This window comes from Streptomyces incanus (assembly GCF_042656345.1).
Classification (GTDB): Bacteria; Actinomycetota; Actinomycetes; order Streptomycetales; family Streptomycetaceae; genus Streptomyces; species Streptomyces incanus.
Map to the genome: position 1 here is coordinate 122,784 of NZ_JBHSPC010000095.1, position 24,352 is coordinate 147,135.

The window sequence follows — 24,352 nt, forward strand, 5'->3', positions numbered from 1 at the left end:
GCCTCGCCTCGTCATTCCGGTCGTTCTTACGCGGCCGGAGTGCGGAGGCGTACGGCACGAACCGCCGTCGTCACGAGCCCCCGTACCGCACGGCACCGCGCCCACCCTGTCACGACCGCCAATCCAGCGGGACCTGCTTCTCCCGGTCCCAGGGGCGCTCCCACCCCGCGTAATGGAGCAGCCGGTCGATGATCCCGGCCGTGAAACCCCACACCACGGCCGATTCGACCAGGAATGCCGGACCCCGGTGGCCGCTGGGATGGGTGGTGGTCGTGCGGTTGTCCGGATGGGTGAGATCCGCCACGGGGACGGTGAAGACCCGAGCGGTCTCGTTCGGATCGACGGCACCGACCGGGCTGGGGGTCCGCCACCAGCCCAGGACCGGCGTGACGACGAAGCCGCTGACGGGGATGTAGAGCTTCGGCAGAACGCCGAAGAGCTGGACTCCGTCGGGATCGAGCCCCGTCTCCTCCTCGGCCTCGCGCAGCGCGGCCGACAGCGGCCCGTCGGCCAGCGGGTCGCCGTCCTCGGGGTCGAGGGTGCCGCCGGGGAAGGCCGGCTGTCCGGCATGCGAGCGCAGCGCCGCCGACCGCTCCATGAGCAGCAGTTCCGGGCCGCGCTTCCCGTCGCCGAACAGGATGAGGACGGCGGCCTGGCGCCCCGCGCCGTCCGCCGGGGGGAGGAAGCGGCTCAGGTCGCCCGGCGCGATCGTCCGCGCGACCCGGACCACCGGGTCCAGCCAGGCGGGCAAGCCCTCCGTACTGAGCGCCACCCGGCCGCCCCGGGGATCGGTCACCCGCGTCATCGCCACCTCTGTCGTCCTGGCCCCCGCCGCTCCCATGCCCCGTCCAACGCCCGGTGGTGCCTAGATCGTTCCACCGGCGGCCGCCATGTATGCCCCCGCCGTGCATGCCCCTGCCATGCATGCCCCCGTCATGCGGCGCCCAGCGGCGGGGCCGGCCGGCCGCCCGCGTCGAGGTAGGCCTGCGGCGGGTTCAGCCGCTGGCCCGGCAAGCCGCCCTTCTCGTACTTCAGCAACTTCCGCGCCTTGTCCGGGTCGGTCTCGCCCTCGCCGTACGCCGGGCAGAGCGGGGCGATGGGGCAGGCGCCGCAGGCGGGCTTGCGGGCGTGGCAGATGCGGCGGCCGTGCCAGATCACATGGTGCGAGAGGTCGGTCCACTCGCTCTTCGGGAAGAGCGCGCCGACGGCCGCCTCGATCTTGTCGGGGTCGGTCTCCTCCGTCCACTTCCAGCGGCGCACCAGGCGCTGGAAGTGCGTGTCCACGGTGATGCCGGGGCGGCCGAAGGCATTACCGAGCACGACGAAGGCCGTCTTGCGGCCCACACCGGGCAGTTTGACGAGATCCTCGAGGCGGCCCGGCACCTCGCCGCCGAAATCCTCCACCAGCACCTTCGAAAGGCCCATCACCGACTTGGTCTTGGCCCGGAAGAACCCGGTGGGGCGCAGGATCTCCTCCACCTCTTCCGGGTTGGCGGCGGCCAGGTCCTCGGGGGTGGGGTACTTCGCGAAGAGGGCGGGGGTCGTCTGGTTGACGCGCAGGTCGGTGGTCTGGGCCGACAGGACCGTGGCGACCACGAGTTGGAAGGGGTTCTCGAAGTCCAGCTCGGGATGGGCGTACGGGAACACCTCGGCGAGCTCCCGGTTGATCCGCCGGGCGCGGCGGACGAGGGCGATGCGCGACTCCGCCTTGGGCGGCTTGACCGCGGCCGTGGACTTCGCCCCTGCCGCGCTGCGCGTCCTCACCCTCTCCCTCTCAGACGTGGTCGCACTCGAGGCCGCGGCCTTGGCCGAGGTCGAATCCGCGGCCAAGGTCGAATCCGAGGTCGCACTCGCGGTCGATTTCTTCTTCACCGGCGCCTTCTTTGTCGGTTTCGCCGTTTCCCTACCGCCATCGGAACCTTGTTCGCCCACAGCGGAATCTCGGTGCGCCGCCACCCGAACAGCCCCTTGGGCCTGCACTCCCACCGGTGTTTTGGGCACCCGGCCAGCCTACGACTCGACACCGACATCCGCCTCGACCCCTGAGGACCGGCCCCCAATTGGACCCCTGCCGCTCACCCGGGCGGGCCCGTGCGGCATCCTTGTGACAGATCACACTGTTTGGACTGTCCGGCAAAATGGGCACCCCGGTCCCCTGGTACGTGGGGACCAAGATCCCCTGAGCAGGTCGACAAGGAGAGAACACGTGGACGACGTTCTGCGGCGGAACCCGCTCTTCGCGGCGCTCGATGACGAGCAGGCCGCGGAGCTTCGCGCCTCGCTGAGCGAGGTGACCCTCGCACGGGGCGACTCCCTGTTCCACGAGGGCGATCCCGGAGACCGGCTCTACGTGGTCACCGAGGGCAAGGTCAAGCTCCACCGCACCTCCCCCGACGGCCGCGAGAACATGCTGGCCGTCGTCGGGCCCAGCGAGCTCATCGGTGAGCTGTCGCTCTTCGACCCGGGCCCGCGCACCGCGACCGCCACGGCGCTGACCGAGGTCAAGCTGCTCGCCCTCGGCCACGGCGACCTCCAGCCCTGGCTGAACGCCCGCCCCGAGGTGGCCACCGCGCTGCTGCGGGCCGTCGCGCGCCGGCTGCGCAAGACCAATGACGCCATGTCGGACCTGGTCTTCTCCGACGTTCCGGGCCGGGTCGCCCGTGCCCTGCTGGACCTCTCCCGCCGCTTCGGCGTGCAGTCCGAGGAGGGCATCCACGTCGTCCACGACCTCACGCAGGAGGAGTTGGCCCAGTTGGTCGGCGCGTCCCGCGAGACGGTCAACAAGGCCCTGGCGGACTTCGCCCAGCGCGGCTGGCTCCGCCTGGAGGCCCGCGCGGTGATCCTCCTGGACGTCGAACGCCTCGCGAAGCGGTCCCGCTGACCCGACCCGGCCCTCACGCCCCGTCCCCATACCGTCCCTCGACCGGACGTTCAGGGCAGGGGCCGGTGATCACCTGATCACCGGCCCCGGGATCCCGCCGAACGAACGTGGAGCGGGCCCCGGGACCTTGGGGTCCTGGGGTCTCGGGATCCTGGGGTCTGCCCTAGACCCGTACTTCGCGGGTCCCTCGATCGTGAAGATCAAGTGATCGGGATCGGTCCACGGGCGGTCGGCCCGGCGGCGTGATTGTCATCGGGCAACCGATCGCGGCGGGAACCGGTCGGTGATCATGCGCTGAGCCTTCACTAACGGGTGACCCGCGAAGTGCGGGCCTAGATGAGACCGTGTTCCCGCAGGTACTCCAGCTGTGCGCGGACCGACAGCTCCGCGGCCGGCCAGAGGGAGCGGTCCACATCGGCATAGACGTGGGCGACGACATCGGACGCGCTGCGGTGGCCGTTCTCGACGGCCGTCTCCACCTGAGCGAGGCGGTGCGCGCGGTGGGCCAGGTAGTACTCGACGGCGCCCTGAGCGTCCTCCAGTACGGGGCCGTGGCCCGGCAGGAGCGTGTGGACGCCGTCGTCGACCGTGAGCGAGCGCAGACGGCGCAGCGTGTCCAGGTAGTCGCCGAGGCGGCCGTCGGGGTGGGCCACGACGGTCGTACCGCGCCCCAGGACCGTGTCGCCGGTGAGGACGGCCCCGTCGGCCGGCAGGTGGAAGGCCAGCGAGTCGGCGGTGTGGCCGGGGGCGGGAACGACCCGCAGTTCCAGGCCGTCCACGGTGACCACGTCCCCGCCGGACAGTCCCTCGTCCCCCAGGCGCAGCTCCGGATCCAGCGCCCGTACCTTCGTGCCGGTCAGCTCGGCGAAGCGGGCGGCGCCCTCGGAGTGGTCGGGGTGACCGTGCGTCAGCAGGGTGAGGGCGACGCGCTTGCCGGCCCGCTCGGCGGTGTCGACGACGTTGTGCAGATGCCCCTCGTCCAGCGGGCCCGGGTCGATCACGACCGCGCGCGCGGAGCCGGGTTCCGACAGGATCCAGGTGTTGGTGCCGTCCAGGGTCATCGCCGAGGCGTTCGGGGCCAGGACGTTGACCGCCCGCGCGGTGGCGGGTCCGGAGAGGACCCCTCCGCGCGGTTGGCCGGGAAGGGCTGCCGCGTCCGTCATGCCGTGGCTCCACCGTTCGGGATGTGCTGGGTGAACTCGTCGTACCCGGGCCAGGACAGCACGATCCCGCCCTCGGCCGGCCGCGCGGTGGCCAGCACCGGCGCGAGGTCACGCGCGGGTGCCGCGTCGAGCGCCTGAGCCGCCGCCGTGTACGCCGTCAGCTGACGCAGGGTCGCGATCGTCGGCGGCATCATCAGCAGCTCGCCCCGGTCGTACGCGGCGGCCGCCTCGCGCGGGGCGATCCACACCGTACGGTCGGCCTCCGTAGAGGCGTTCCGGGTGCGCTGCCCCTCGGGGAGGGCGGCGACGAAGAACCAGGTGTCGTAGCGGCGGGGCTCGAACTCCGGGGTGATCCACCGGGTCCACACACCGAGCAGGTCCGAGCGCAGGACCAGCCCTCGGCGGTCGAGGAACTCCGCGAAGGACATGTCCCGCGCGACGAGCGCCACGCGGTCCGCCTCCCAGTCCGGGCCCGTGGTGTCGCCGATCACGGAGTCGGGCGTCGGGCCCGCGAGCAGCACACCGGCTTCCTCGTACGTCTCGCGCACGGCGGCGCAGACGATCGCCTGGGCCTCCATTTCCTCGACGCCGAGTCTGTCGGCCCACCACGCGCGCGTGGGGCCCGCCCAGCGGACGTGAAGGTCGTCGTCGCGCGGGTCGACGCCACCGCCGGGATAGGCGTACGCGCCCCCGGCGAAGGCCATGGAGGCGCGTCGGCGCAGCATGTGGACGGCATAGCCGTCGCCGGTGTCCTTCAGGAGCATGACGGTGGCCGCGCGCTTCGGCGTGACCGGGACGAGGGTGCCGTCCGCGAGCGCACGGATGCGCTCCGGCCATTCCGGCGGATACCCCTGTCCACCGGCCCGACCACCGGTCCGATCACCCGTCTGGCCCCCGGCCTGTCCATCAGCCTGCGCATTCGCCATGGCCGGAGGCTATCCCGTGACGGGCTGATGTTCGAGTGGCCGAGGGGACCGGGCCGCCCATGTCTCCGTGGGCCACCGGATCATCGGCCGCCCGCGGCCGTCAGTCCGTTTCCGTCAACTCGTTTCCGTCAACCCGTTCCATCGGCCACCAGAGCGTCTACCCCCAGCCGTCAGCCCGCCTCGGTCAGCCCGTTTCGGTCAGTTCCACCTGGATCTCGACCTCCACCGGAGCGTCCAGCGGCAGTACCGCGACGCCCACCGCGCTGCGGGCGTGGACGCCCTTGTCGCCGAGGACGTCGACCAGCAGCTCGCTCGCGCCGTTGAGGACGCCCGGCTGGCCCGTGAAGTCCGCGGCCGAGGCCACGAACCCGGTGACCTTGACCACGCGCGCGACGCGGTCCAGGTCACCGGCGACGGACTTCACGGCGGCGAGGGCGTTCAGCGCGCAGGTGCGCGCCAGCTCCTTGGCCTCCTCCGCCGTGACCTCGGCGCCGACCTTGCCGGTCAGCGTGAGTTCGCCGTCCACCATCGGAAGCTGGCCGGCGGTGTAGACGTACCGCCCGGACAGCACGGCCGGACGGTACGCGGCCAGCGGCGGTACGACCTCGGGCAGTCTCAGCCCGAGCTCGGCCAGCTTCGCCTCGACCGCGCTCACGCCTGCTTCTCCCGCTTCAGGTAGGCCACCAGCTGCTCGGGGTTGTTCGGGCCGGGAACGACCTGCACGAGCTCCCAGCCGTCCTCGCCCCAGGTGTCCAGAATCTGCTTCGTGGCGTGGACCAGCAGCGGAACCGTGGAGTACTCCCATTTCGTCATGCGGCGACTCTAGCGGCTGGATTCCGGGGAACTCTCCCCCGGAGCCGCCGGGGCGCGCGGGAAGGAATTAGGCTCAAAGACGTGAGCAGGCTTCAGGTCGTCAGTGGCAAGGGCGGAACCGGCAAGACCACGGTGGCCGCGGCCCTCGCGCTGGCTCTGGCCACGGAGGGGAAGCGGACGCTTCTCATCGAGGTCGAGGGCCGCCAGGGCATCGCACAGATCTTCGAGACGGAGGCGTTGCCGTACGAGGAACGGAAGATCGCCGTCGCTCCCGGAGGCGGGGAGGTGCACGCCCTCGCCATCGATGTCGAGCGGGCCCTTCTGGACTACCTCCAGATGTTCTACAAACTGGGCAGCGCCGGACGGGCCCTGAAGAAGCTCGGCGCGATCGACTTCGCGACCACCATCGCGCCCGGTGTGCGGGACGTCCTGCTGACCGGCAAGGCGTGCGAGGCGGTACGGCGCAAGGACCGGAGCGGGCGGTTCGTCTACGACTACGTCGTGATGGACGCCCCGCCGACCGGGCGCATCGCCCGTTTCCTCAACGTCAACGACGAGGTCGCCGGACTCGCCAAGATCGGCCCGATACACAATCAGGCGCAGGCCGTGATGCGGGTGCTGAAATCGCCGGAGACGGCGGTGCACCTGGTCACGCTGCTGGAGGAGATGCCGGTCCAGGAGACCGTGGACGGCATCACCGAGCTGCGGGCGGCCCGGCTGCCGGTGGGGCGGATCATCGTGAACATGGTGCGCCCGGAGCTGCTGGACGCGGCCGATCTGGAACTCCTGGGGACGGTCACGCGTTCTTCTGTCGCGCAGTCCTTGTCCTCCGCCGGTCTCGGCGGCGCGCGGCGCGGGGGGCACGCCGAGCGGCTGGTGGGCCCTCTGCTCGCGCAGGCGGAGGAGTACGCCGAGCGGTACGCGCTGGAGGCCGAGCAGCGTGCCGCGCTGGCCGAGGTGGATCTGCCCCGGCACGAGCTGCCGCTGCTCGCGGAGGGCATGGACCTGGCGGGCCTGTACGCGCTGGCCAAGGAACTCCGCGCACAGGGTGTGTCATGACCGGCCGAAACCCTCCCGCCGGCGCCGCGGCGGCCACAGGCGTGCTCGACCCGGGCGCCGTCGCGGGTGTGCTCCACCCGGGCGTCGTCGCGGGCGTGCGCGTCGCGCCGTCTGTCGCGCCGCCCCCCGTGACGAGCCGGAAGCCGAACCGGGCAACGCGTCGAGAACCGAGTCGGAAGTATCGAAAGCCGAGCCAGGAACCGAGTCGGAAGTATCGGAAGCAGGGGATGTCATGAGTCGTCGTCCGGAACCGGCGCACGCGCACGACCCGGCCCACTCGGGCAGCTCGGCCCGCCACCGCCTCTCCCCCGTCCCCACGCTCGACATCGACCCGCTGATCGAGGACCGCGGCACCCGGATCGTGGTGTGCTGCGGTTCGGGCGGGGTCGGCAAGACGACCACTGCCGCGGCACTGGGCCTGCGCGCGGCCGAGCGGGGGCGCAAGGTGGTCGTCCTGACCATCGACCCGGCCCGCAGACTCGCCCAGTCCATGGGCATCGACTCGCTCGACAACATCCCCCGCCGGGTGAAGGGCATAGACGACTCCGCGGGCGGCGAACTGCACGCGATGATGCTCGACATGAAGCGCACCTTCGACGAGATCGTCGAGGCGCACGCAGACCCCGAGCGGGCCTCCGCGATTCTGGGCAACCCCTTCTACCAGTCCCTCTCGGCGGGCTTCGCGGGCACGCAGGAGTACATGGCGATGGAGAAGCTGGGGCAGCTGCGGGCCCGTGACGAGTGGGACCTCATCATCGTCGACACCCCGCCGTCCCGGTCCGCGCTGGACTTCCTGGACGCGCCGAAGCGGCTCGGCTCCTTCCTCGACGGCAAGCTCATCCGCGTACTGCTGGCCCCGGCGAAGGTCGGCGGCCGGGCGGGGATGAAATTCCTGAACGTCGGGATGTCCATGATGACCGGCGTTCTGGGGAAGGTGCTCGGGGGCCAACTGCTGAGCGACGTACAGACGTTCGTGGCGGCGATGGACTCCATGTTCGGCGGGTTCCGTACGCGCGCGGACGCCACCTTCAAGCTGCTCCAGGCACCCGGGACCGCGTTCCTGGTGGTCGCGGCCCCGGAGCGGGACGCGCTGCGCGAGGCCGCGTACTTCGTGCAACGGCTGGCCGCCGAGGACATGCCGCTGGCCGGCCTGGTCCTCAACCGGGTCCACGGCAGCGGCGCCGACCGGCTGTCGGCCGAGCGGGCACTCACCGCCGCGGAAAATCTTGAGGACTCCCGCATTGTGGATCAGGAGGACGGGAAAGCTGGACTTCGTAACTCCCCCGACACATATGAGAGTTCGGACGACCCCGCTGCGGAGACTCCCACTCCCGAGACACCCGAGACACCCGAGACACCTGGAACTCCCGGAACCCCCGAAACCGCCACTCCCGAGACATCGGCACAGGACGACGTCCCCGACGGAGGCTCCCCCGCCACCGTGGACGACACCGGCGCCGACACCGGCACCGACAGGGCGGACGAGGTGGACGCGGAGCGGTCCGTCGACCAGCTCACCGCGGGCCTGTTGAGGCTGCACGCCGAGCGGATGCGGCTGCTCTCACGCGAGCAGCGCACACGTGACCGCTTCACCGCACTCCACCCCGAGGTGGCGGTGACGGAAGTGGCCGCGCTGCCCGGCGACGTGCACGACCTCACGGGACTGCGGGACATCGGCGACCGGCTCGCGACCGACCGGCCGGAGTTGCCCGAGGCGAGCGCCTGACACGCGTCGGTACGCCCCGACGGCGGCGCCATGCCCTGTCCTTCACCGCCACCTGGCGTCTTTCATCGCCACACCGGCGCCAACACGCCCTGGGGCGCGCCGCCTTGCCCTGATGGACGCGCCCTGCCGCTCGGCGGAGCACCGGCCGCCCGGAAGACCGCCGGAAGAATGACCGAAGGAGCACCCAAAAGCCTGTTCGGAGGCCCGCCCGGCTACGGAGGCGGTAAGGCCCCGCCCGGAGTCCCGCTCACGCGGAGCAAAGCGGAGGCCAAGGCCCCCGAGAGCCCTCAGCCCACCGCAGCGAAGCTCGCGTACACCTCGTCGTCGTCGAGGGGAACGACACCCGTCCCCTGCTCGTACTCCGTGCGCGCCGTCTCCAGCAGCCGGCGCCAGGACGTCACCGTGGGCCGCCGGCGCAGCAGTGCGCGGCGCTCACGTTCCGTCATGCCTCCCCACACGCCGAACTCGACGCGGTTGTCGAGCGCGTCGGCCAGGCACTCCGTGCGTACCGGGCATCCGGTGCACACCGCCTTGGCCCTGTTCTGCGCTGCTCCTTGAACGAACAGTTCATCCGGATCAGTAGTGCGGCAGGCAGCCTGCGCACTCCAGTCGGTAACCCAGCCCATACCGGCGCCGTCCTCTCCCGAATCGAGGCTCCCCCACGGCGGCAGCGGCATATTCACCGCCGCCAGTTGAGGACGTTACGGAAGGTGGGCACAGCGCAACACCCCCAGCGGGCCCAATCTTGAATGGCCCGAACGGACTATGGGTAAGCGGCAGATCACCCGGGGGAGTGAGCTGGCGACATGCGCGGCAATCCCGACGTTTCGGGTCGTTTCACTTGCGCCACAACGGACACCATGTGACACGGAGGGTGGATCCGGACACGTGTCCAACACGCCCCGACAAAAAAGTCGGAGAGATACGGAACGATTCGGGAACGCCCGACGTATTGATACGTGACCTCACTGCCGTGACAGTTGCGGGCAGCTTAGGCCAAGGCCTATACGCGTGTCCGGCGATTGAGAACGTAGGCTGCTCCCATGCCAAAGAAGCGCTCGGGCGGCGGTCTGTCGGCAACGCAGCAGGCCGCCAAGTTCCTCGGTGTCAGTGTCCTGTCGGGGGCCGTGCTGGCCGGTATCGCGCTGCCCGCCGTGGGGGCGCTGGGCCTCGCCACCAAGGGGTCGGTGGAGAGCTTCGACGAGCTCCCCATCAACCTCAAGACGCCCCCGCTGAGTCAGCGCACCACCATCCTCGACGCCGGGGGCGGCAAGATCGCCACCGTCTACTCGCGCGACCGCACGGTGGTCGACCTCAAGGACATCTCGCCGCACCTCCAGAAGGCGATCGTCGCGATCGAGGACTCGCGTTTCTACGAGCACGGCGCGGTCGACCTGAAGGGCGTACTGCGCGCGATGAACCGCAACGCGCAGAGCGGCGGCGTCTCCGAGGGTGCGTCCACCCTGACGCAGCAGTACGTGAAGAACGTCTTCGTGGAGGAGGCCGGCGACGACCCGACGAAGGTCGCGCAGGCCACCCAGCAGACGATCGGCCGCAAGATCCGCGAGCTGAAGTTCGCGATCCAGGTCGAGGAGGAGCTGGGCAAGAAGAAGATCCTCGAGAACTACCTGAACATCACGTACTTCGGCCAGCAGGCCTACGGCGTGGAGGCCGCCGCCCAGCGTTACTTCTCCAAGCCCGCCAAGGACCTGAGCCTCCAGGAGTCCGCGCTCATCGCCGGCCTCGTCCAGTCGCCGAGCCGGTACGACCCGGTCAACGACGAGACGGAGGCCACCAAGCGGCGCAATGTCGTCCTGGCACGGATGGCCCAGGTCGGCGACATCTCCCAGGAGCAGGCCGCCGAGGCGTCGAAGACACCGCTCGGGCTGAAGGTCAGCAAGCCGAAGAACGGTTGCATCACGGCGGTCCACGGCGCGGGCTTCTTCTGTGACTACGTGCGCCAGGTGTTCCTGAACGATCCGGCCTTCGGCAAGACCCCGGAGGCGCGGGCCAAGGTCTGGAACCACGGCGGTCTGACGATCCGTACGACGCTCGACCCACAGGCGCAGGAGTCTCTGCAGGCGTCGGTCAAGAACCACGTCAACAAGAGCGACGAGGTGGCCACCGCCGCCAGCGTCGTCGAGCCCGGTACCGGCAAGATCCTCGCCATGGGCCAGTCGCGTCCGTACGGCTTCGGCAAGAACGAGACGCAGATCAACCTCTCCGTGGACCAGGGCATGGGTGGTGGCGCCGGCTACCAGCCCGGTTCGACGTTCAAGCCGATCGTGGCCGCGGCCGCCCTCGAGGGCGGGATGCCGGCGACGAAGACGTACGCCTCGCCGTACCAGATGGACTACCCGGCCCCGGTCCAGGCCTGCGAGGGCAAGACATGGAACGAGCCGGGTGTCCCGGTCGAGAACGAGAACGAGGCCGAGGTCGGCCCGTACGACATGAAGGAAGCGACAGCGAAGTCGGTCAACACCTACTACATCGAGATGATCAGCGAGATCGGCATCTGCCCGGTGACGCAGATGGCGAAGAAGATGGGCATCGAGCGGGCCAACGGCAACAAGATGGAGCAGGCTCCGTCGATCGCCCTCGGTACCCAGGAGATGTCCCCGCTGACCATGGCGAACGGCTACGCCACCTTCGCCTCGCGCGGCATGTACTGCACGCCGGTCGCCATCGAGTCCATCAGCCAGCGCGTCGGCAAGAAGTCGAAGTCGCTTTCGGTCCCGAAGTCGACGTGCTCGCGCGCGATGTCGGAGAAGACCGCCGACACCATCAACACCCTCCTGCGGGGCGTGGTCGAGGACGGTACGGGTACGGAGGCCGGTCTCGGCCGCCGCCCGAGCGCGGGCAAGACCGGTACGACGGACTTCCGTTACGCCGCCTGGTTCGTGGGCTACACGCCGAACCTGGCCGGTGCGGTGTGGGTCGGCGACCCCGAGCACAAGCGGCAGATGGTCGACATCTCGATCGGTGGGACCTGGCACGCGAAGGTGTTCGGTGGTCAGGTGCCCGGCCCGATCTGGCGCGACATGATGAGCGGCGCGCTGAACGGCAAGGAGGCCCCCGAGTTCAACCTCGTCAACATCCCGGACCGCAAGAAGCCCGACGAGGACAAGGGCCGGGGCCGGGGCCGGGGCCGGGGCCGCGGGAACGACGACGACCGTGGTGACGGCCGTGGCGACGGCCGCAACAACGACGCCGGCGGGATCATCGGCGGCCTGGTCGGCGGCGGTAACGGCGACACCGGTACCGACGGCGGGGCTGGTACCAACGGCGGGGCCGAACCCAACCCGACCATCTCCATCCCCGAGGGTTTCCTCCAGGGCAACGGCAACGGGCCGGGCGGACGGCGCTGACGGCACACCGGCGGCATCGCGAAGGGCCCCTCTCTCCCGCACCGGGAGGGAGGGGCCCTTCGCTGTCGGCCGGACCGGCCGCTCGCTGCCGGCCGACTCGGTCGGCCGGCCGGCCACTATCGGCCGGCTCAGCCGGCGAGGAGCTTCTTCACCGCGGCGGCCACCCGGCCGCCCTCGGCCTGCCCGGCCACCTTCGGGTTGACGATCTTCATGACCGCCCCCATGGCCCGCGGGCCCTCCGCGCCGGCCGCCTTCGCCTCCTCGACGGCCTGGGCGACGATCGCGTCCAGCTCGTCGTCGGACATCTGCTGGGGCAGGTACCGCGCGAGGAACTCGCCCTCCGCCTTCTCCCGCTCGGCCTGCTCGGGACGTCCGCCCTGCTCGAAGGCGTCCGCCGCTTCACGGCGCTTCTTCGCCTCACGGGTGATCACCTTGAGGACCTCGTCGTCGGAGAGCTCGCGCTTCTCCTTCCCCGCGACCTCTTCCTTGGTGATCGCGGTGAGCGTCAGCCGGAGCGTGGAGGAGCTGAGCTCGTCACGCTCTCTGATCGCAACGTTGAGGTCGTCATGCAGCTTCGACTTGAGCGTGGTCATACCCCGATTGTCGCAGGAAGGGGAGGAAGGACGCCCGTACATTTCCTCCCTGCCCCAAGGCGCGGCGTTTCCGGGCGTGTTCGGGCGGACGGATACCGGCTCCGGCCGGCCGCCGAAAGGTACCGCGGCCATCCACTCCCCCCGGATCTGACACGATGGGCGTATGCGCGCGCGATACGGAATCCCCCTGGGAATCACGGCGGCCGGCGCCGCCGGGCTGGTGTACGCGGCGGGCTTCGAGGCCCGCTCCTTCCGGCTGCGGCGGGTGACGGTCCCCGTCCTGCCCGCCGGAATGCGCCCCCTGCGCGTCCTGCAGGTCTCCGACATCCACCTGGTGAGCGGCCAGCGCAAGAAGCAGCGCTGGCTGCGCTCGCTGGCGGGTCTGCGCCCGGACTTCGTGATCAACACGGGCGACAACCTGTCCGACCCGGAGGGCGTCCCGGAGGTGCTGGACGCGCTGGGCCCGCTGATGGAGTTCCCGGGCGCGTACGTCTTCGGCTCCAACGACTACTACGGTCCCAAGCTGCGCAACCCGGCCCGCTACCTGATCGAGAAGGCCCAGGGCCGGCACGGCCTGAACGGCAACAATCCAGCCGCCAACGTGATCCACAACCCGTGGGAGGACCTGCGGGACGGCTTCGACGGCGCGGGCTGGCGGAACCTGACGAACACCAGGGACACCCTGAAGATCGAGGGCGTCACGATCGAGCTGACCGGCCTGGACGACCCGCACATCAAACGGGACCGCTACGCGGAGGTGGCGGGCGGCCCGTCGGGCACGGCGGACTTCTCGATGGGCGTCGTCCACGCCCCCTACCTGCGCGTCCTGGACTCCTTCACGGCCGACGGCTACCCCCTGGTCCTGGCCGGCCACACCCACGGCGGCCAGCTCTGCATCCCCTTCTACGGCGCGCTGGTCACCAACTGCGACCTGGACACCGACCGGGTGAAGGGCCTGTCCACCCACACGTCCGAGGGCCGCACGTCCTACCTCCACGTCTCCGCGGGCTGCGGCACCAACCGCTACACCCCGGTCCGCATCGCCTGCCCGCCGGAGGCGACGCTGATGACCCTGGTGGGGCGGGAGTAGCGGGCCCGAGGGGCCGGGTGGGGGCCGACGCGGCCGAGTCAACCCCCACGTCACCCGTCCGGCCCGCCCGCATCGCCCCGCCCAGGTCATTCACCCACTCTGGGGTCCATGACCGCATCGATACCCAGGGACATCCCTGACCTCCCCGTCATCCCGGGGAGAAGACCGAAGCTCCTGCCCTCGTCCGTCCCCGCGGGAGCCGTGGTGCCACTGGTACACCGACCCCTGGCAGCGACGTACCGCCTGCTCCTGGCGCTGGCGGCGATCGCGGCGGTGACCGTCGAGATCCTGCTCGGCAGCCCCACACGAGTCCTGAGCCACTTCGCGGTTCAGAGCACGCTCCTGCTGGCCGTGGTCATGCTCGCCTCGGCCCGCCGGGCCTGGACCGCCCGCCGCCCTCTCCCGGGCGCCCTGACCGGAGCGACGCTGCTGTACGTGGTCGGGGCAGCCCTGGTCCATCACGTACTCCTGGCGGACGCGACACCGGCGTTCACGACGACGGGGCCGACGGCGACGGCAGCCCTGACCGGCCCGGCCGGCACACTGGCCGCGCTCGCGCCCCCCACCCTGCACACCGTGCTCCCGATCGCGGCGGTACTGGACTGGCTGCTCCTCTCCCCGCCGGCCCGCCTACGCCTCGCCCACGCCGCCGCATGGCTCCTGTACCCGACGGCCTACCTGACCTTCACCCTGATCCACGGACTGCTCCTCCCCGCCGACCCGGCCCGCTCCCTCTACCCCTTCCAGGACACCAACCGGCACGGCTACCAGTACATCCTGGGCGTCTCCCTCCTCCTGCTCGTCGCCCTCTACTGCCTGGCCCTCGCTCTCATCGCCGTGGACCGCACCCGCCCGGGCCCCCTCCGCCTCGGCGCCAAAACCGGATTTCGTCTCCAGCCACCGGTGGGCTAAAGTAAACGTCGTCGCCGCGAGAGCAGCGACAATCGGGGTGTGGCGCAGCTTGGTAGCGCGCTTCGTTCGGGACGAAGAGGTCGTGGGTTCAAATCCCGCCACCCCGACAGAGATACACCAGGTCAGGGGCCTGATCCGCATCATGGATCAGGCCCCTGAGTGGTTCGCGAAGTCATATGGGGAGCCGTTGGGGAGCCGAGTCAGGAATCCAGCGTGACGGTGATCTCCCCGCACAGCACCCGGGCCACGGACTCACTGCCCTACGCTGCCCCGCTCGGACCTGTCTCCCTCGCTGTCGACCAGTACCGCCGACACCGCAGGTAATCACCAGCAACTGCGGGGCCGTTCAGTGTGCTGATGTCCAGGATCCTTGTCTCCGTAGCGAGAAGCCTCCCTGAACGCCGTCGGAGGCATCCCCCTCCACCGCTTGAAGGCCATCGTGAAGCTGGCCGGATCTGCGTAGCCCAGCTTGCGGGATATTTCCGCTACAGAGTGATCTGTATGCGAGAGCAGATCGCAGGCCAGGTCACTCAAAGTCTCGTCCCGTACCCGGGCGAAGTCGTCGCCCGTGAGTTCAAGCTTGCGTTGCAGGGTGCGTGGGGAGACTCGCAGCGTCGCGGCCACATTTGCCAATGTGCGGTTGAGATTGGGTGCGGCCCTTATGGCTTTCGCGACAGTGTGGGGCCAGTCGCCAGTCGCCCTGAACGAGTCGATGATCTGGGCATCCGCTTTGACCCATGCCTCGTGCTGGAAGGCGTTGCCGAAGGGGAGCTCTTCTGTTGATATCGCAGGGTCCCACCACAGCCGCAACGCCTCGGCACAGCAGTCGATGGTGCAGGAGACGTACGTCAAGGCCTCGGGCGAGACTTCCGCGAGAGGGACTTCGATGCGGGTGAAGGGAAAAGTGCCGCCGTACAGCCACGCGAGAGATGGGGTGGCGGTACAGAGATCGCGGTAGACGCTGAACGGGATCAACTCTTCCGGGGCGTCCGGGTAGGTGAATTCGATTCCCGTCACCCTCCCATCCGGTGCCCGGAGAGGCGTGATCTCGAGGAGCCCGGGGGCGTTATCAGTCGCGCTGGCAACTTCTGCCCACGCCGCAACGGTCGGCGCGGTCGCGAGGGCCATTCCGCGAGCGCCGTAGGTGCTCGTCGCGTAGGCGCGCGAGGCTCGTACCCAAAGATCGACGCGATCTTTTGTGAGAGCGACGAACTGAAGCTGGAAGGCCAGCTCCTTCCTTGCAGGAATAGTACTTCCCGGTCGGTTCAGCGCGTTGGGGTCGATCTCCGCATTCGCGAGCGCAGTTCGCCAGTCGAGATCCGCTTCCTCGAGTATCTGGCGCAGATTGTGAACACTGAAGTTCGGCACGCGCAAGTTCTGATAAGAGCTTAGCTTCATCGCTGCGCTCTTTCGCCGCCGCCGCATGGAGGCGGTCCAGCGTGTTCAGGAACCCTCTGAGAAAGCCGCGTCCACCTGCCGCGGTGGGGAGCCGGCCGGCCAAGGGGTCCCGGCGAAGCCGGCACGGATGTCGTTCCACCGCATGGCATGTTCGCCCGGGTGTCGGGAGGAACGGTCGCAGAACGCATCTCTCTCCTCTTCGTCGAGGGGATGGGGTGCCGCTCCGGAAGCGCTGCGGTGGCTGGAGCACCGCCAGGCACCTGAAGTAACGCCAGCAGCTTTACATCTTGCGCCACCAACCGGCAAGAGGAGGCGCTTTGGCGCGTTTTCCTGCGTTGATGGCGTCTCCTACCATGACGGTCCGGTGCTGCCCGCTCTTAGCGTCATGCGTCAACGGGGGTCGGCGGAGAAGCCGACGCACCGACATCGAAGGAGATCCGGGGAGCACCCCCTGCGTACGAGATCGCCCTCAGCGGCAGGGTCATCATCGTTGCTCGTCATAGGCGACATCGCGCACGTCTGGAAAAACCACGACGACGCGGATCGCGTATACGCCGCCCTCACAATTGGCTGCAACCAGTAGGCCAAGAATGCGGCTCGCCATACACCCAGTGGAGAGCGCAATCACCATCGGGCGCGTCCGGTCTGCACGCTGCCCGCGATCGCGACAGTCGAATTCCTTTTCGCACGATCCGATCCGGCCCAGGCGCTCTTCGGAATCCCAAAGCCACAACGATATGGAGAAAACCAGTGACGCAGAATGCCGTACCGCGTGATTTCGTCGCCGATCACACAGTCGAACGTTCTCAGCGGCCCATGATAGGTGGCCCGAACAAGTTCAAGGTCGCGATTTTCGGCGCGAACGTGACGACCGGCCAGGGCGGTCTCAACCTCGCCGAGAACACGATCAAGCTCGGCAACTGGGGCGAGATCCAAGGTCTCGCACAGAAGGCCGACCGCTACGGTGTCGACGGGTTCATCCCCATCGCCCGCTGGCAGGGGCTCTCGGGCCCCGACCGCCCGTGGGGCCGGCAGTTCGAGACGTTCACGTGGGCCGCAGGTCTGGCAGCAGCGACGCAGAACATACAGATCTTCGCCACCTGCCTCGTCCCCTTTATCCACCCGGTGATGGCGGCGAAGATGATGGCCACCGTCGACCACATCAGCGGCGGCCGCATGGGCCTGAACGCCACAGCCGGCTACTTCAAGCCCGAATACCGCATGTTCGGTGTCGAGGCGCCCGAGCACGACACGCGCTATGAGCTCGCCGACGAGTGGATGACCATCGTCGAGCGGCTCTGGGCGGTCGAAGACGACTACCAGTTCGACTTCGACGGGGACTTCTTCCAGCTCCAGGGTGCGCAGTCGTGGCCCAAGCCCGTTCAGACGCCCGGGCCGATGGTGATGAGCGCGGGCTCCAGCCCTGCCGGTCAGCAGTTCGCGTTCAAGCACGCCAACATCTTGTTCGCGGCGATCGGCAGCGTCGAGCACAGCCAGTCGGTGACGCCGAAGCTGCGCGAGAACGCCGACGCGGCCGGGCGTGAGGACCTCGGCCTGTGGGCCGGTGTGCACATCATCTGCAAGGACACGGAGAAGGAAGCGCGGGAGTACCTCGAGTACGTCGAGGAGAAGGGCGATTACGAGAGCGCCCTCCGCTACAAGCACATCATCCAGAACGGCGACTCCCGCGGGTGGAGCTGGGATCACTACAAGAAGTCCGAGGACCCGAAGCAGGACGAGAGCATCAAGACGTTCTTCCGGGCCGGTCTCGTTCCGCTCGTGGGCACGCCCGAGATGATCGTCGACGGGCTCCAGAAGCTGCAGGACTCGGGCATCACGGGCGTCTGCACCGGCCTCGTCGACTACGACGAGGGCCTCGACCGGATGAACGAGCAGATCTTCCCGCTCATGCGCGACGCGGGCCTGCGCGCCTGACGTCCGACCGTTCACAAAGGAGTGAAGGCAGATGACGTTCCCTGACCCCAAGCAGTTTCGACTCGTCGTCGCGGGCCCGACCGAGTCCGGCGACGTCGACTTCCTCGACGTGGGCCCTGCCGCCGAGTTCGACTTCCCCGGCGTGTCCGCAGGTGCGTTCTACTGGGCCGTCGAAGGCGGCCACAGCAAGGAGAACTTCGGTGCCCCGCCGGCCAGGGTCGCTCTGGCAGGACCCAATGGATCCACCTTCGGCGTGAGCAGCTTCCCTGCGCACTCGTCGGGCGAGGTGGGGGCCGACGATCTCGGCGACAGCATGACCGTCACCGATGACGACGGCGATGCCGGAATGCATGCGAGCGACACCATCGACTACGAGGTCGTGATCTCGGGCAAGGTCGACCTTCACCTTCCCGGCGGCAAGAAGCGCACGCTCGTTCCGGGTGACCTGCTCGTCATGGCGGGCGTTCCCCACGCCTGGAAGAACCCTTACGACGAGGACTGCGTGTACATCGTCGTGACCGTCGGCTTCAACTCCCCCGAGGTGTCATCGTGACCCTCACTGCCCCCGGCAAGGCGCTGCGCACGGTCTTCGAGAGCGAGGAGACGGCACTGATGCCGTTCGGTTCGCTGCCGATCCACGCGGCGATGGCGCAGCACGCGGGCTTCGGGGCGTTCCAGCTCTCGGGCGGGATGTCGGCGTGGTGGCAGGGCATCTCGGATGTGGGGTGGCTCACCCTGACCGAGGTCGTCGACCACGCGAAGCGCACGGCCCGCGCTGCGGACATCCCGATCTACTGCGATGCCGACACCGGTTTCGGCGCGCCGATCAATGTGCAGCGCACGGTGGCCGAGTTCATCGACGCCGGTGTCGGAGGCATCCACATCGAGGACCAGCGCGAACCGAAGAAGTCGGGTGGTGTCGCCGGCATCGAGCTCGTGTCCGACGCCGAGGCGATCGGGCGCCTGAACGCCGCTGTCGACGCGCGTGACAAGCACGACGAGGATTTCGTGATCGTCGCCCGCACCGACGGCTACGGTGCCGCCGGGGGCGGCGTCGACGAGGCGATCCGTCGTGCGCAGCTCTACAAGGCTGAAACCGGCGCCGACGTGATCTTCTTCGAAGGCATGCACACGTGGGAACAGGCCGAGCTCGCGCTGAAGGAGACGCCCGGCCCGGCCTACGCCGTCAGCGTGGGGCTGATCGGCCGTAAGACCGTCGCCGAGATGACCGCGCTGGGGCAGGCGATCCAGCCTGTTCCGTTCGTTCTGCCGGGCATCCACGAGGTGTGGCGACTGCTGGCCGACGTCAAGGAGTCGGGCGAGGCCACGCCTTTCGCCGAGTACCTCGACCGCATGAGTGCCGACGCCGGCACGGATTACGACGTCGGCTGGGGCGCCATGTTCGGACGCCCGTCGACCGACTACGTGCGCGAGACGGAGGAGAAGTACCTCCCGGGGAGCGCCCAGCGCGACTACGACAACAACGCCCACGTCGGAGAGCACTACTGATGACGCGGCTCGCGAGGGGAAAGGCCGGCCTCGTGACCGGCGCGGCATCCGGGATCGGGTGGGCAAGCGCGCCGGCGCCGGCGAAGAACGGCGCGCACGTGATCGTGTCCGATCGGCAGAGAGGAGAGGTGTGAAATGGGAATCAACGACGAACTCGGTTTCGACGCCCGCGTGGCGATCGTCACGGGTGCGGGACAGGGAATGGGGCGCGAGCACGCGAAGATGCTCGCGTCGCGCGGGGCACGTGTCGTCGCCAACGACATCAACGCCGAGCGCGCCGCGGAGACGGTGGCCGAGATCACCGTCGACGGTGGCGTCGCGGTGGCCGACAGCAACGACATCGTCACCGCGGCGGCGGACATCGTCCAGACTGCGCTCGACGCGTTCGGACAGCTCCACATCGTCGTCAACAACGCCGGCATCAACGCCTTCGGGCGGTTCTGGGAGATGGACTCCGAGACGTGGTGGCGTGTCTTCGATGTCAGCGTGAAGGGGGTCGTCGAGGTCTCGCGTGCCGCGATGCCGCACCTCATCGCCTCCGGCAGCGGGCGCCTCATCAACGTGTCGTCGAACGCCCTCATGGGTGTTCCGCTCGACTCGGCGTACGCCGCCGCCAAGTCGGCGATCTGGGGTCTCGGCAACACTCTCGCCGCCGAGGCGAAGGAGGTCGGTGTGCAGGTCAGTACGGTGCTGCCGGTCGCCTGGACGCCGATGACGGAGGATGCGTTCCGTGACCCCGTCGTCCAGGACGCCATGCGGGCGCACGTGCCCGCAAGTGCTGTCTCGGCATTCGTGGCATGGCTCGCGCACCAGGACACCACGGTCTACGGCGAAGCCTTCGAGGTGGCAGGCGTCGCCGCCGCCCGCACGGCTTTCTCCGTGATGCCGCGAATGAAGACCGCTGAGCCCACTCCCGAGAGCTGGGCGGCGAGCGCGGGCGACCTCATGCAGGACGGCGGTCTCGAGCCGCTTCGGAACGCGAGCCAGTCGTTCCGCGGTCAGATGGTCTACCTCGCGCCCGAGCTCGATACCGTGCTGCCCGCCGACGCGGCAGACGTGTCAGTGAGGTGACGCAGGTGTCCGTAGAGGTGAAGGAGCAAGAAACCGTGATCCAGAACCGCCTGCGTGGGTTCGACGCCGATCCGCTGATCGTGCGTCAGACGTTCGCTCAGTTCCCTTCGGGCGTTGCGGCGCTCGCGGCCGACATCGACGGAGCGAAGCACGCGCTCGTCGCATCGTCCTTCATGGTCGGCGTGTCCCTCGAACCGTGCCTCGTCGCCGTCGCGGTGCAGAAGACGTCCGTGACATGGGAGCAGATCTCGAAGGCGGGCCGCCTCGGCGTTTCGATCTTCGGCAAGGGGCAGAGCGGTCTCACCCGACAGCTCGCCCATAAGGATCGTGCTGCGCGATTCGAACAGGTCGCGATCGAAGTGAGCGATGACGGTGCGGTATTCATCGACGGTGCGGCGCTGTGGCTCGACTGCTCCATCTCCGCCGTCTCGGAAGCCGGCGACCACTGGATGGTGCTGCTCGAAGCACACCGTCTCGGTGCCGGTGAGAACGAGCCGCTCGTCTGGCACGGTTCGACATTCCGCGAGCTCGCCTCTCCTCCCGCAGTCGACGCCGCGTAACGGAATCGAGCACACCGACTCCGCGCCGCATCTCCGACGCGGAGGCGATCCGCCGCGCGAATCCCTACCGGGCCGAGACAGGAATCGATCCAGTTGCCTCGTGATTCTGTTTGAGAATCACGAGACAACTGGCCCCATCTCTAAAAAGACATAACGCCTCAATGGTCTCTATAGGCGAGCCGCCGATCGGTTCATATGCGATGTCCACTGATGTGGCCCCTGACCGCACCAAGGAGGATTCCGTTGCTGCAGATAACTCGGCAGAGCCCGGCCAGACGCCTGACAGCGAGCCGGCCGTTCGCGATCGAAAGCCTTCAGTCACACGACCAGGTCGTCACCGGCGTCGTCCAACACGGCGATGCCCGCGGACGACTGCTGGGTTTTCCCACCGCCAACCTCACCATGTCGACCAGCGCTCGCCTCGACGGTGTCTGGTCCGCCGTAGTTGTCACGGAGGATGACGGCCGACACTGGCCTGCTGCGGTCTCCATCGGACGGAGAACCACCTTCTACGGCCGCCACGGCCAACGACTCCTCGAAGCCCATCTCCTCGACGTGGAGATCGAGCTGTACGACCGGGAAATATCGGTCCATCTCGTGAACCGGCTCCGCTCGCAACGTCGGTTTCGTGACGTCGAGGACCTTGTGGGGCAGTTGGCGAGAGACATTGAGGATGTCCGCGACTGGGCGACGTCGATCTCGCTCGAAGCGGGCGCGCGATGACCCCGCGTCGACCGCCTCGGTGGGCAATTCTGCGCGTTGTGGCCGCTGTGGAGGCGCAGCGTCGCGCCGGGTGCGCACGGATCGACGTCGGCCTGCTCGCACGGCGAGTCGGGCTCAGCCGGAGCATGACGTCCGCTTGCCTCTTCGCGGCAGATTCAGAGCGCTCCACGCCGGCGTCCCCGCATCGTGCGGTCGGCGTGCCGTAGCCGAGCTGACGACGCTTTTCGGGTCGGGCGCGGGGGTCGGGAACGGTCGACAGACAGGTGACGGTGAAGGAGTGCGGCGGCATGATCCAGCGGGCGAGGATCGGCAATGGGGTGTTGCCTGAACCAGAAGATGCCGAGTAGCCGAGGGGAATCTCACCCCTCGGCTCTCACAGAAGCCGTGCGTAACAGTCTCCCGTTACACGGCTCTTGCCACTCTGATCACCAGGCCACGGACGCCACAGTGGTCCAACTCCAGTGCGCGAACATGCGGGGATACCGATCAGCGATCTCCCACATCTTCTGGAGCGCCTTGCGTAGCGCCGCGAGCTTCTTGTGTTTCTGGCGAATCCATCGCGCCAAGCAGGCATTGATGCGCGTCAGAAGGGGTGTCAGCGCCGACCGGTAGAACCGGCCGAAATACTGCATCCATCCCCGCACGGTTGGATTACCGACTTCGGCGCTTTGAGGTCTGACCGGTGACAGCCCGCCCGGGTGACGGTACGCGGCGACAGCGCTGCACCGGAAGGTGTGAGGCACGCAGACAGCGGCGGAATGACCGCTCAGGAACGCGCGCGACGCGAGGCGCTGCGCCTGCGGGCCGCCGAGCTGTTCGCGGCCGGGGCCAGTGCGCCGGAGGTCGCCGAGCTGCTGCGGGTGACACCGAAGTCCGCCTACCAGTGGCGGCGCGCCTGGGCCGCCGGAGGGCCGGCGGCGCCGGCCTCCCGGGGGCCCGGTGGGCAGCGCTGCAAACTCCGCCCGGCGCTGTGCGAGAAACTGGCCGCGATGCTGGAGCAGGGGCCGGCCGCGCACGGCTGGGATGAGGACCAGTGGCGGGCCGGCGCAGGTCCACCGTGACGGCTCCCACTGCGGCGACCGCGGCGAGGCAGAGCAGGCCGCCGCTGATCAGCGGCGCAGCTCCGGAGGGGCGTCGGCCACAAGGCCGGCACGCATGTTGCCGATGTCCGACAGCCCTGAGGCAGAGTGCCCGACGGGCCGGAGACAGTACGCTGAACCGAGCGGGATCGGGCCCGCCGCACAGTGTCCGGGAGGTGCTTCATGACGGCCGAGATGGTGGCCCCGGCGTGGATGCACGAGCAGATCACGGCGGAGGAGTACGAGTCCTGGTCCGAGGAGCAGTGCGCCGGCATCGAGATCGTTGACGGGATGGTCGTCGTGAGCCCGAGTGCGTCCAAGCGGCACAACCGGCTGGCCCGGATTCTGGCGAACGCCCTGGATGCCGCCGCGGGGCCGGACTGGAACGCAGACACCGACTTCGACGTCCGGCTCCAAGACGTCCCGCTGACCAATCGCCGCCCGGACGTCGTGGTGTACCGCGCGGACACGATCGACGTCACGCCCACCCGGCCCGAGCACGTGCTGCTGGCGGCGGAGGTGGTGTCACCGGGCTCGGAGACCACCGACCGGATCGTGAAGGTCGACCAGTATGCCAAGGCAGGCATCGGCTTCTACTGGCGGATCGAGCAGGCCGCGACAGGCGTTCCTCTGGTGTACACGTACGTGCTCGACCCTGCGACGAAGACGTACCGGGAGGGCGACGTGTTCACCGGCGTCGTCAAGGTCACGGCTCCGTTCCCGGTGGAGATCGACCTCGGGCAGATCTGACCCACATGCTGCTCAGCGGCCCGCTGTGCGTGAGCGGACGGTGCCGCACAGGGCATCACGGAGAAGACCGCGCGACACCTGTCACGGGCTCTGACCAGGCAGATCCGGGCAGTGGAGCACTGTCCGGAACCACCCGGCACACCCCCACCAGCCCTCGTAATGTGTAGGTCTCATCTCTGTCGACCGCCCCAGTGCACGCACGCCAGAAGGCGGATCGCCAGTCCGTCGGCGCCGACCAGCCCGAGGTGGCGGATGGGGGTCCTTCTGGGAGCCATCGGGGAGCCGACTCGCTCTCCGAGCCCCTTCGAGACCACTCGAGACCACGCCAGCCCGACGCTCTGACCAGGGAAAACGCCATCCGCCCTGGCGAGCTCAGCAACCGAACCTCATTCGGGACGAAGAGGTCGTGGGTTCAAATCCCGCCACCCCGACACAGTTCAGAAACCCCCTACGGACGTCCGTAGGGGGTTTCTGTCGTGCTCGGGGGGCCAAACAGGGGGCCAAACGATTTTGGGCCAGGCCACCGCGTCGCCCTCTCCCTGCTCCTCCCCTCCCACCTCTTCCTGATCTTCGGCAAAGATCTCATCCATTGCTTCGGCCCCTTGTGTGCTCACGGGACGGAGCTGCTTGCGGTAGAACCCGAGCTTTCCAAGCTGAGAGCTCAGGCGCCGTCGTCACGGGCCAGCCGTCGCGGCTTGCTCTGGTCGACGGCGCCAGCAGCGTGGTTGAGGCCGGTGGAGGTGCGGCGAGGCATACGCGTGCGTGGTCGGTCGGCGCACCCGCCGTCGTAGCCGGC

The 24,352-nt window shown here is 68.8% G+C and carries 23 protein-coding genes, 1 tRNA gene and 1 pseudogene; 15 read left to right on the forward strand and 10 right to left on the reverse strand.

What is annotated here, in order from left to right; genetic code table 11:
- Positions 1 to 109 precede the first annotated feature (109 nt).
- Positions 110 to 805 (reverse strand): NUDIX hydrolase, encoded by a 696-nt coding sequence (locus ACFP2V_RS28125; protein ID WP_381218105.1) that lies wholly within the window; start codon positions 803 to 805, stop codon positions 110 to 112.
- A gap of 128 nt (positions 806 to 933) precedes the next feature.
- Complete coding sequence (gene nth / locus ACFP2V_RS28130; protein ID WP_381218106.1) at positions 934 to 1,932, reverse strand: endonuclease III; 999 nt, start codon at positions 1,930 to 1,932, stop codon at positions 934 to 936.
- Positions 1,933 to 2,206: 274 nt separating this feature from the next.
- Between nth and ACFP2V_RS28135 the strand changes: the two genes are divergently transcribed.
- The gene (locus tag ACFP2V_RS28135) at positions 2,207 to 2,881 is read left to right on the forward strand and encodes a Crp/Fnr family transcriptional regulator (RefSeq protein ID WP_042163713.1); all 675 of its coding nucleotides are present in this window, start codon (positions 2,207 to 2,209) and stop codon (positions 2,879 to 2,881) included.
- A gap of 332 nt (positions 2,882 to 3,213) precedes the next feature.
- Here the strand turns inward: ACFP2V_RS28135 and ACFP2V_RS28140 are convergent, their stop codons facing one another.
- The 4 genes from ACFP2V_RS28140 to ACFP2V_RS28155 all read right to left on the reverse strand — a co-directional run bounded on the left by ACFP2V_RS28140 (position 3,214) and on the right by ACFP2V_RS28155 (position 5,783).
- The gene (locus ACFP2V_RS28140; protein WP_381218107.1) at positions 3,214 to 4,044 is read right to left on the reverse strand and encodes an MBL fold metallo-hydrolase; all 831 of its coding nucleotides are present in this window, start codon (positions 4,042 to 4,044) and stop codon (positions 3,214 to 3,216) included.
- Positions 4,041 to 4,970, reverse strand: a complete 930-nt coding sequence (locus tag ACFP2V_RS28145) for an NUDIX hydrolase (RefSeq protein ID WP_381218108.1) — start codon at positions 4,968 to 4,970, stop codon at positions 4,041 to 4,043. Before ACFP2V_RS28145 ends, ACFP2V_RS28140 begins: the two co-directional genes overlap by 4 nt.
- Positions 4,971 to 5,154: 184 nt before the next feature.
- On the reverse strand, positions 5,155 to 5,625 hold the full coding sequence (locus ACFP2V_RS28150) for a RidA family protein (protein ID WP_381218109.1): 471 nt from the start codon (positions 5,623 to 5,625) through the stop codon (positions 5,155 to 5,157).
- Positions 5,622 to 5,783 carry a DUF4177 domain-containing protein gene (locus ACFP2V_RS28155; protein ID WP_019355547.1) on the reverse strand — a complete coding sequence of 54 codons (162 nt, stop codon included), beginning with the start codon at positions 5,781 to 5,783 and terminating at the stop codon, positions 5,622 to 5,624. Before ACFP2V_RS28155 ends, ACFP2V_RS28150 begins: the two co-directional genes overlap by 4 nt.
- Positions 5,784 to 5,864: 81 nt before the next feature.
- On the opposite strand from ACFP2V_RS28155, the gene bagA reads away from it, so the two are divergent.
- Together bagA and bagB are read left to right on the forward strand one after the other, a co-directional pair.
- Entirely contained in the window at positions 5,865 to 6,842 is a 978-nt protein-coding gene (gene bagA / locus ACFP2V_RS28160; protein WP_381218110.1) for an ATPase BagA, read from the forward strand.
- Between the two features lie 232 nt (positions 6,843 to 7,074).
- The gene (gene bagB / locus ACFP2V_RS28165; RefSeq protein WP_381218111.1) at positions 7,075 to 8,568 is read left to right on the forward strand and encodes an ATPase BagB; all 1,494 of its coding nucleotides are present in this window, start codon (positions 7,075 to 7,077) and stop codon (positions 8,566 to 8,568) included.
- Between the two features lie 287 nt (positions 8,569 to 8,855).
- On the opposite strand, the gene wblA is transcribed toward bagB, so the two are convergent.
- Positions 8,856 to 9,194: a transcriptional regulator WblA gene (gene wblA, locus ACFP2V_RS28170; protein ID WP_381218112.1), complete on the reverse strand. Its 339-nt coding sequence runs from the start codon at positions 9,192 to 9,194 to the stop codon at positions 8,856 to 8,858.
- Between the two features lie 417 nt (positions 9,195 to 9,611).
- On the opposite strand from wblA, the gene ACFP2V_RS28175 reads away from it, so the two are divergent.
- On the forward strand, positions 9,612 to 11,936 hold the full coding sequence (locus ACFP2V_RS28175) for a transglycosylase domain-containing protein (protein ID WP_381218113.1): 2,325 nt from the start codon (positions 9,612 to 9,614) through the stop codon (positions 11,934 to 11,936).
- A 128-nt stretch (positions 11,937 to 12,064) separates the two neighbouring features.
- Here ACFP2V_RS28175 and ACFP2V_RS28180 read toward each other — a convergent pair whose 3' ends face one another.
- Positions 12,065 to 12,529 carry a GatB/YqeY domain-containing protein gene (locus ACFP2V_RS28180; protein ID WP_381218114.1) on the reverse strand — a complete coding sequence of 155 codons (465 nt, stop codon included), beginning with the start codon at positions 12,527 to 12,529 and terminating at the stop codon, positions 12,065 to 12,067.
- A gap of 163 nt (positions 12,530 to 12,692) precedes the next feature.
- Between ACFP2V_RS28180 and ACFP2V_RS28185 the strand changes: the two genes are divergently transcribed.
- The 3 genes from ACFP2V_RS28185 (at position 12,693) to ACFP2V_RS28195 (ending at position 14,638) form a co-directional block, all read left to right on the forward strand.
- Positions 12,693 to 13,619, forward strand: coding sequence for a metallophosphoesterase (locus tag ACFP2V_RS28185; RefSeq protein ID WP_381218115.1), 927 nt, complete (start codon positions 12,693 to 12,695; stop codon positions 13,617 to 13,619).
- 108 nt (positions 13,620 to 13,727) lie between these two features.
- Entirely contained in the window at positions 13,728 to 14,531 is an 804-nt protein-coding gene (locus ACFP2V_RS28190) for a Pr6Pr family membrane protein (protein WP_381218116.1), read from the forward strand.
- 33 nt (positions 14,532 to 14,564) lie between these two features.
- Positions 14,565 to 14,638: transfer RNA gene (locus ACFP2V_RS28195), tRNA-Pro, on the forward strand.
- Between the two features lie 217 nt (positions 14,639 to 14,855).
- Here the strand turns inward: ACFP2V_RS28195 and ACFP2V_RS28200 are convergent.
- On the reverse strand, positions 14,856 to 15,929 hold the full coding sequence (locus tag ACFP2V_RS28200; protein ID WP_381218117.1) for an AraC family transcriptional regulator: 1,074 nt from the start codon (positions 15,927 to 15,929) through the stop codon (positions 14,856 to 14,858).
- Positions 15,930 to 16,679: 750 nt separating this feature from the next.
- Between ACFP2V_RS28200 and ACFP2V_RS28205 the strand changes: the two genes are divergently transcribed.
- The 6 genes from ACFP2V_RS28205 to ACFP2V_RS28230 all read left to right on the forward strand — a co-directional run bounded on the left by ACFP2V_RS28205 (position 16,680) and on the right by ACFP2V_RS28230 (position 21,727).
- Positions 16,680 to 17,864: an LLM class flavin-dependent oxidoreductase gene (locus ACFP2V_RS28205; RefSeq protein WP_381218118.1), complete on the forward strand. Its 1,185-nt coding sequence runs from the start codon at positions 16,680 to 16,682 to the stop codon at positions 17,862 to 17,864.
- 31 nt (positions 17,865 to 17,895) lie between these two features.
- The gene (locus tag ACFP2V_RS28210; RefSeq protein ID WP_381218119.1) at positions 17,896 to 18,417 is read left to right on the forward strand and encodes a cupin domain-containing protein; all 522 of its coding nucleotides are present in this window, start codon (positions 17,896 to 17,898) and stop codon (positions 18,415 to 18,417) included.
- Entirely contained in the window at positions 18,414 to 19,373 is a 960-nt protein-coding gene (locus ACFP2V_RS28215; RefSeq protein ID WP_381218120.1) for an isocitrate lyase/PEP mutase family protein, read from the forward strand. Before ACFP2V_RS28210 ends, ACFP2V_RS28215 begins: the two co-directional genes overlap by 4 nt.
- Before the next feature lie 135 nt (positions 19,374 to 19,508).
- On the forward strand, positions 19,509 to 20,444 hold the full coding sequence (locus ACFP2V_RS28220; RefSeq protein WP_381218121.1) for an SDR family NAD(P)-dependent oxidoreductase: 936 nt from the start codon (positions 19,509 to 19,511) through the stop codon (positions 20,442 to 20,444).
- Between the two features lie 35 nt (positions 20,445 to 20,479).
- Positions 20,480 to 21,004: a flavin reductase family protein gene (locus tag ACFP2V_RS28225; RefSeq protein ID WP_332429570.1), complete on the forward strand. Its 525-nt coding sequence runs from the start codon at positions 20,480 to 20,482 to the stop codon at positions 21,002 to 21,004.
- Between the two features lie 243 nt (positions 21,005 to 21,247).
- Positions 21,248 to 21,727 (forward strand): riboflavin kinase, encoded by a 480-nt coding sequence (locus ACFP2V_RS28230; protein ID WP_381218122.1) that lies wholly within the window; start codon positions 21,248 to 21,250, stop codon positions 21,725 to 21,727.
- A 425-nt stretch (positions 21,728 to 22,152) separates the two neighbouring features.
- On the opposite strand, the gene ACFP2V_RS28235 is transcribed toward ACFP2V_RS28230, so the two are convergent.
- A complete protein-coding gene (locus tag ACFP2V_RS28235) occupies positions 22,153 to 22,470 on the reverse strand; it encodes a group II intron maturase-specific domain-containing protein (RefSeq protein WP_381218123.1) in 318 nt (105 codons plus the stop codon).
- Here ACFP2V_RS28235 and ACFP2V_RS28240 point away from each other — a divergent pair.
- Both ACFP2V_RS28240 and ACFP2V_RS28245 read left to right on the forward strand, forming a co-directional pair.
- Positions 22,462 to 22,770, forward strand: a pseudogene (locus tag ACFP2V_RS28240) (helix-turn-helix domain-containing protein); the annotation flags it as partial. The gene ACFP2V_RS28235 and the pseudogene ACFP2V_RS28240 sit on opposite strands and share 9 nt — an antisense overlap.
- A 219-nt stretch (positions 22,771 to 22,989) precedes the next feature.
- Positions 22,990 to 23,556 (forward strand): Uma2 family endonuclease, encoded by a 567-nt coding sequence (locus ACFP2V_RS28245; protein ID WP_055628263.1) that lies wholly within the window; start codon positions 22,990 to 22,992, stop codon positions 23,554 to 23,556.
- The last annotated feature ends 796 nt before the right edge of the window (positions 23,557 to 24,352 follow it).

Coding starts and splice junctions, on each gene's coding strand:
- ACFP2V_RS28125 (WP_381218105.1), bottom strand. CDS start 805: ATGACGCGGGTGACCGATCCCCGGGGCGGCCGGGTGGCGCTCAGTACG.
- ACFP2V_RS28140 (WP_381218107.1), bottom strand. CDS start 4,044: ATGACGGACGCGGCAGCCCTTCCCGGCCAACCGCGCGGAGGGGTCCTC.
- ACFP2V_RS28145 (WP_381218108.1), bottom strand. CDS start 4,970: ATGGCGAATGCGCAGGCTGATGGACAGGCCGGGGGCCAGACGGGTGAT.
- ACFP2V_RS28155 (WP_019355547.1), bottom strand. CDS start 5,783: ATGACGAAATGGGAGTACTCCACGGTTCCGCTGCTGGTCCACGCCACG.
- bagB (WP_381218111.1), top strand. CDS start 7,075: ATGAGTCGTCGTCCGGAACCGGCGCACGCGCACGACCCGGCCCACTCG.
- wblA (WP_381218112.1), bottom strand. CDS start 9,194: ATGGGCTGGGTTACCGACTGGAGTGCGCAGGCTGCCTGCCGCACTACT.
- ACFP2V_RS28175 (WP_381218113.1), top strand. CDS start 9,612: ATGCCAAAGAAGCGCTCGGGCGGCGGTCTGTCGGCAACGCAGCAGGCC.
- ACFP2V_RS28180 (WP_381218114.1), bottom strand. CDS start 12,529: ATGACCACGCTCAAGTCGAAGCTGCATGACGACCTCAACGTTGCGATC.
- ACFP2V_RS28185 (WP_381218115.1), top strand. CDS start 12,693: ATGCGCGCGCGATACGGAATCCCCCTGGGAATCACGGCGGCCGGCGCC.
- ACFP2V_RS28190 (WP_381218116.1), top strand. CDS start 13,728: ATGACCGCATCGATACCCAGGGACATCCCTGACCTCCCCGTCATCCCG.
- ACFP2V_RS28200 (WP_381218117.1), bottom strand. CDS start 15,929: ATGAAGCTAAGCTCTTATCAGAACTTGCGCGTGCCGAACTTCAGTGTT.
- ACFP2V_RS28210 (WP_381218119.1), top strand. CDS start 17,896: ATGACGTTCCCTGACCCCAAGCAGTTTCGACTCGTCGTCGCGGGCCCG.
- ACFP2V_RS28220 (WP_381218121.1), top strand. CDS start 19,509: ATGGGAATCAACGACGAACTCGGTTTCGACGCCCGCGTGGCGATCGTC.
- ACFP2V_RS28245 (WP_055628263.1), top strand. CDS start 22,990: ATGACGGCCGAGATGGTGGCCCCGGCGTGGATGCACGAGCAGATCACG.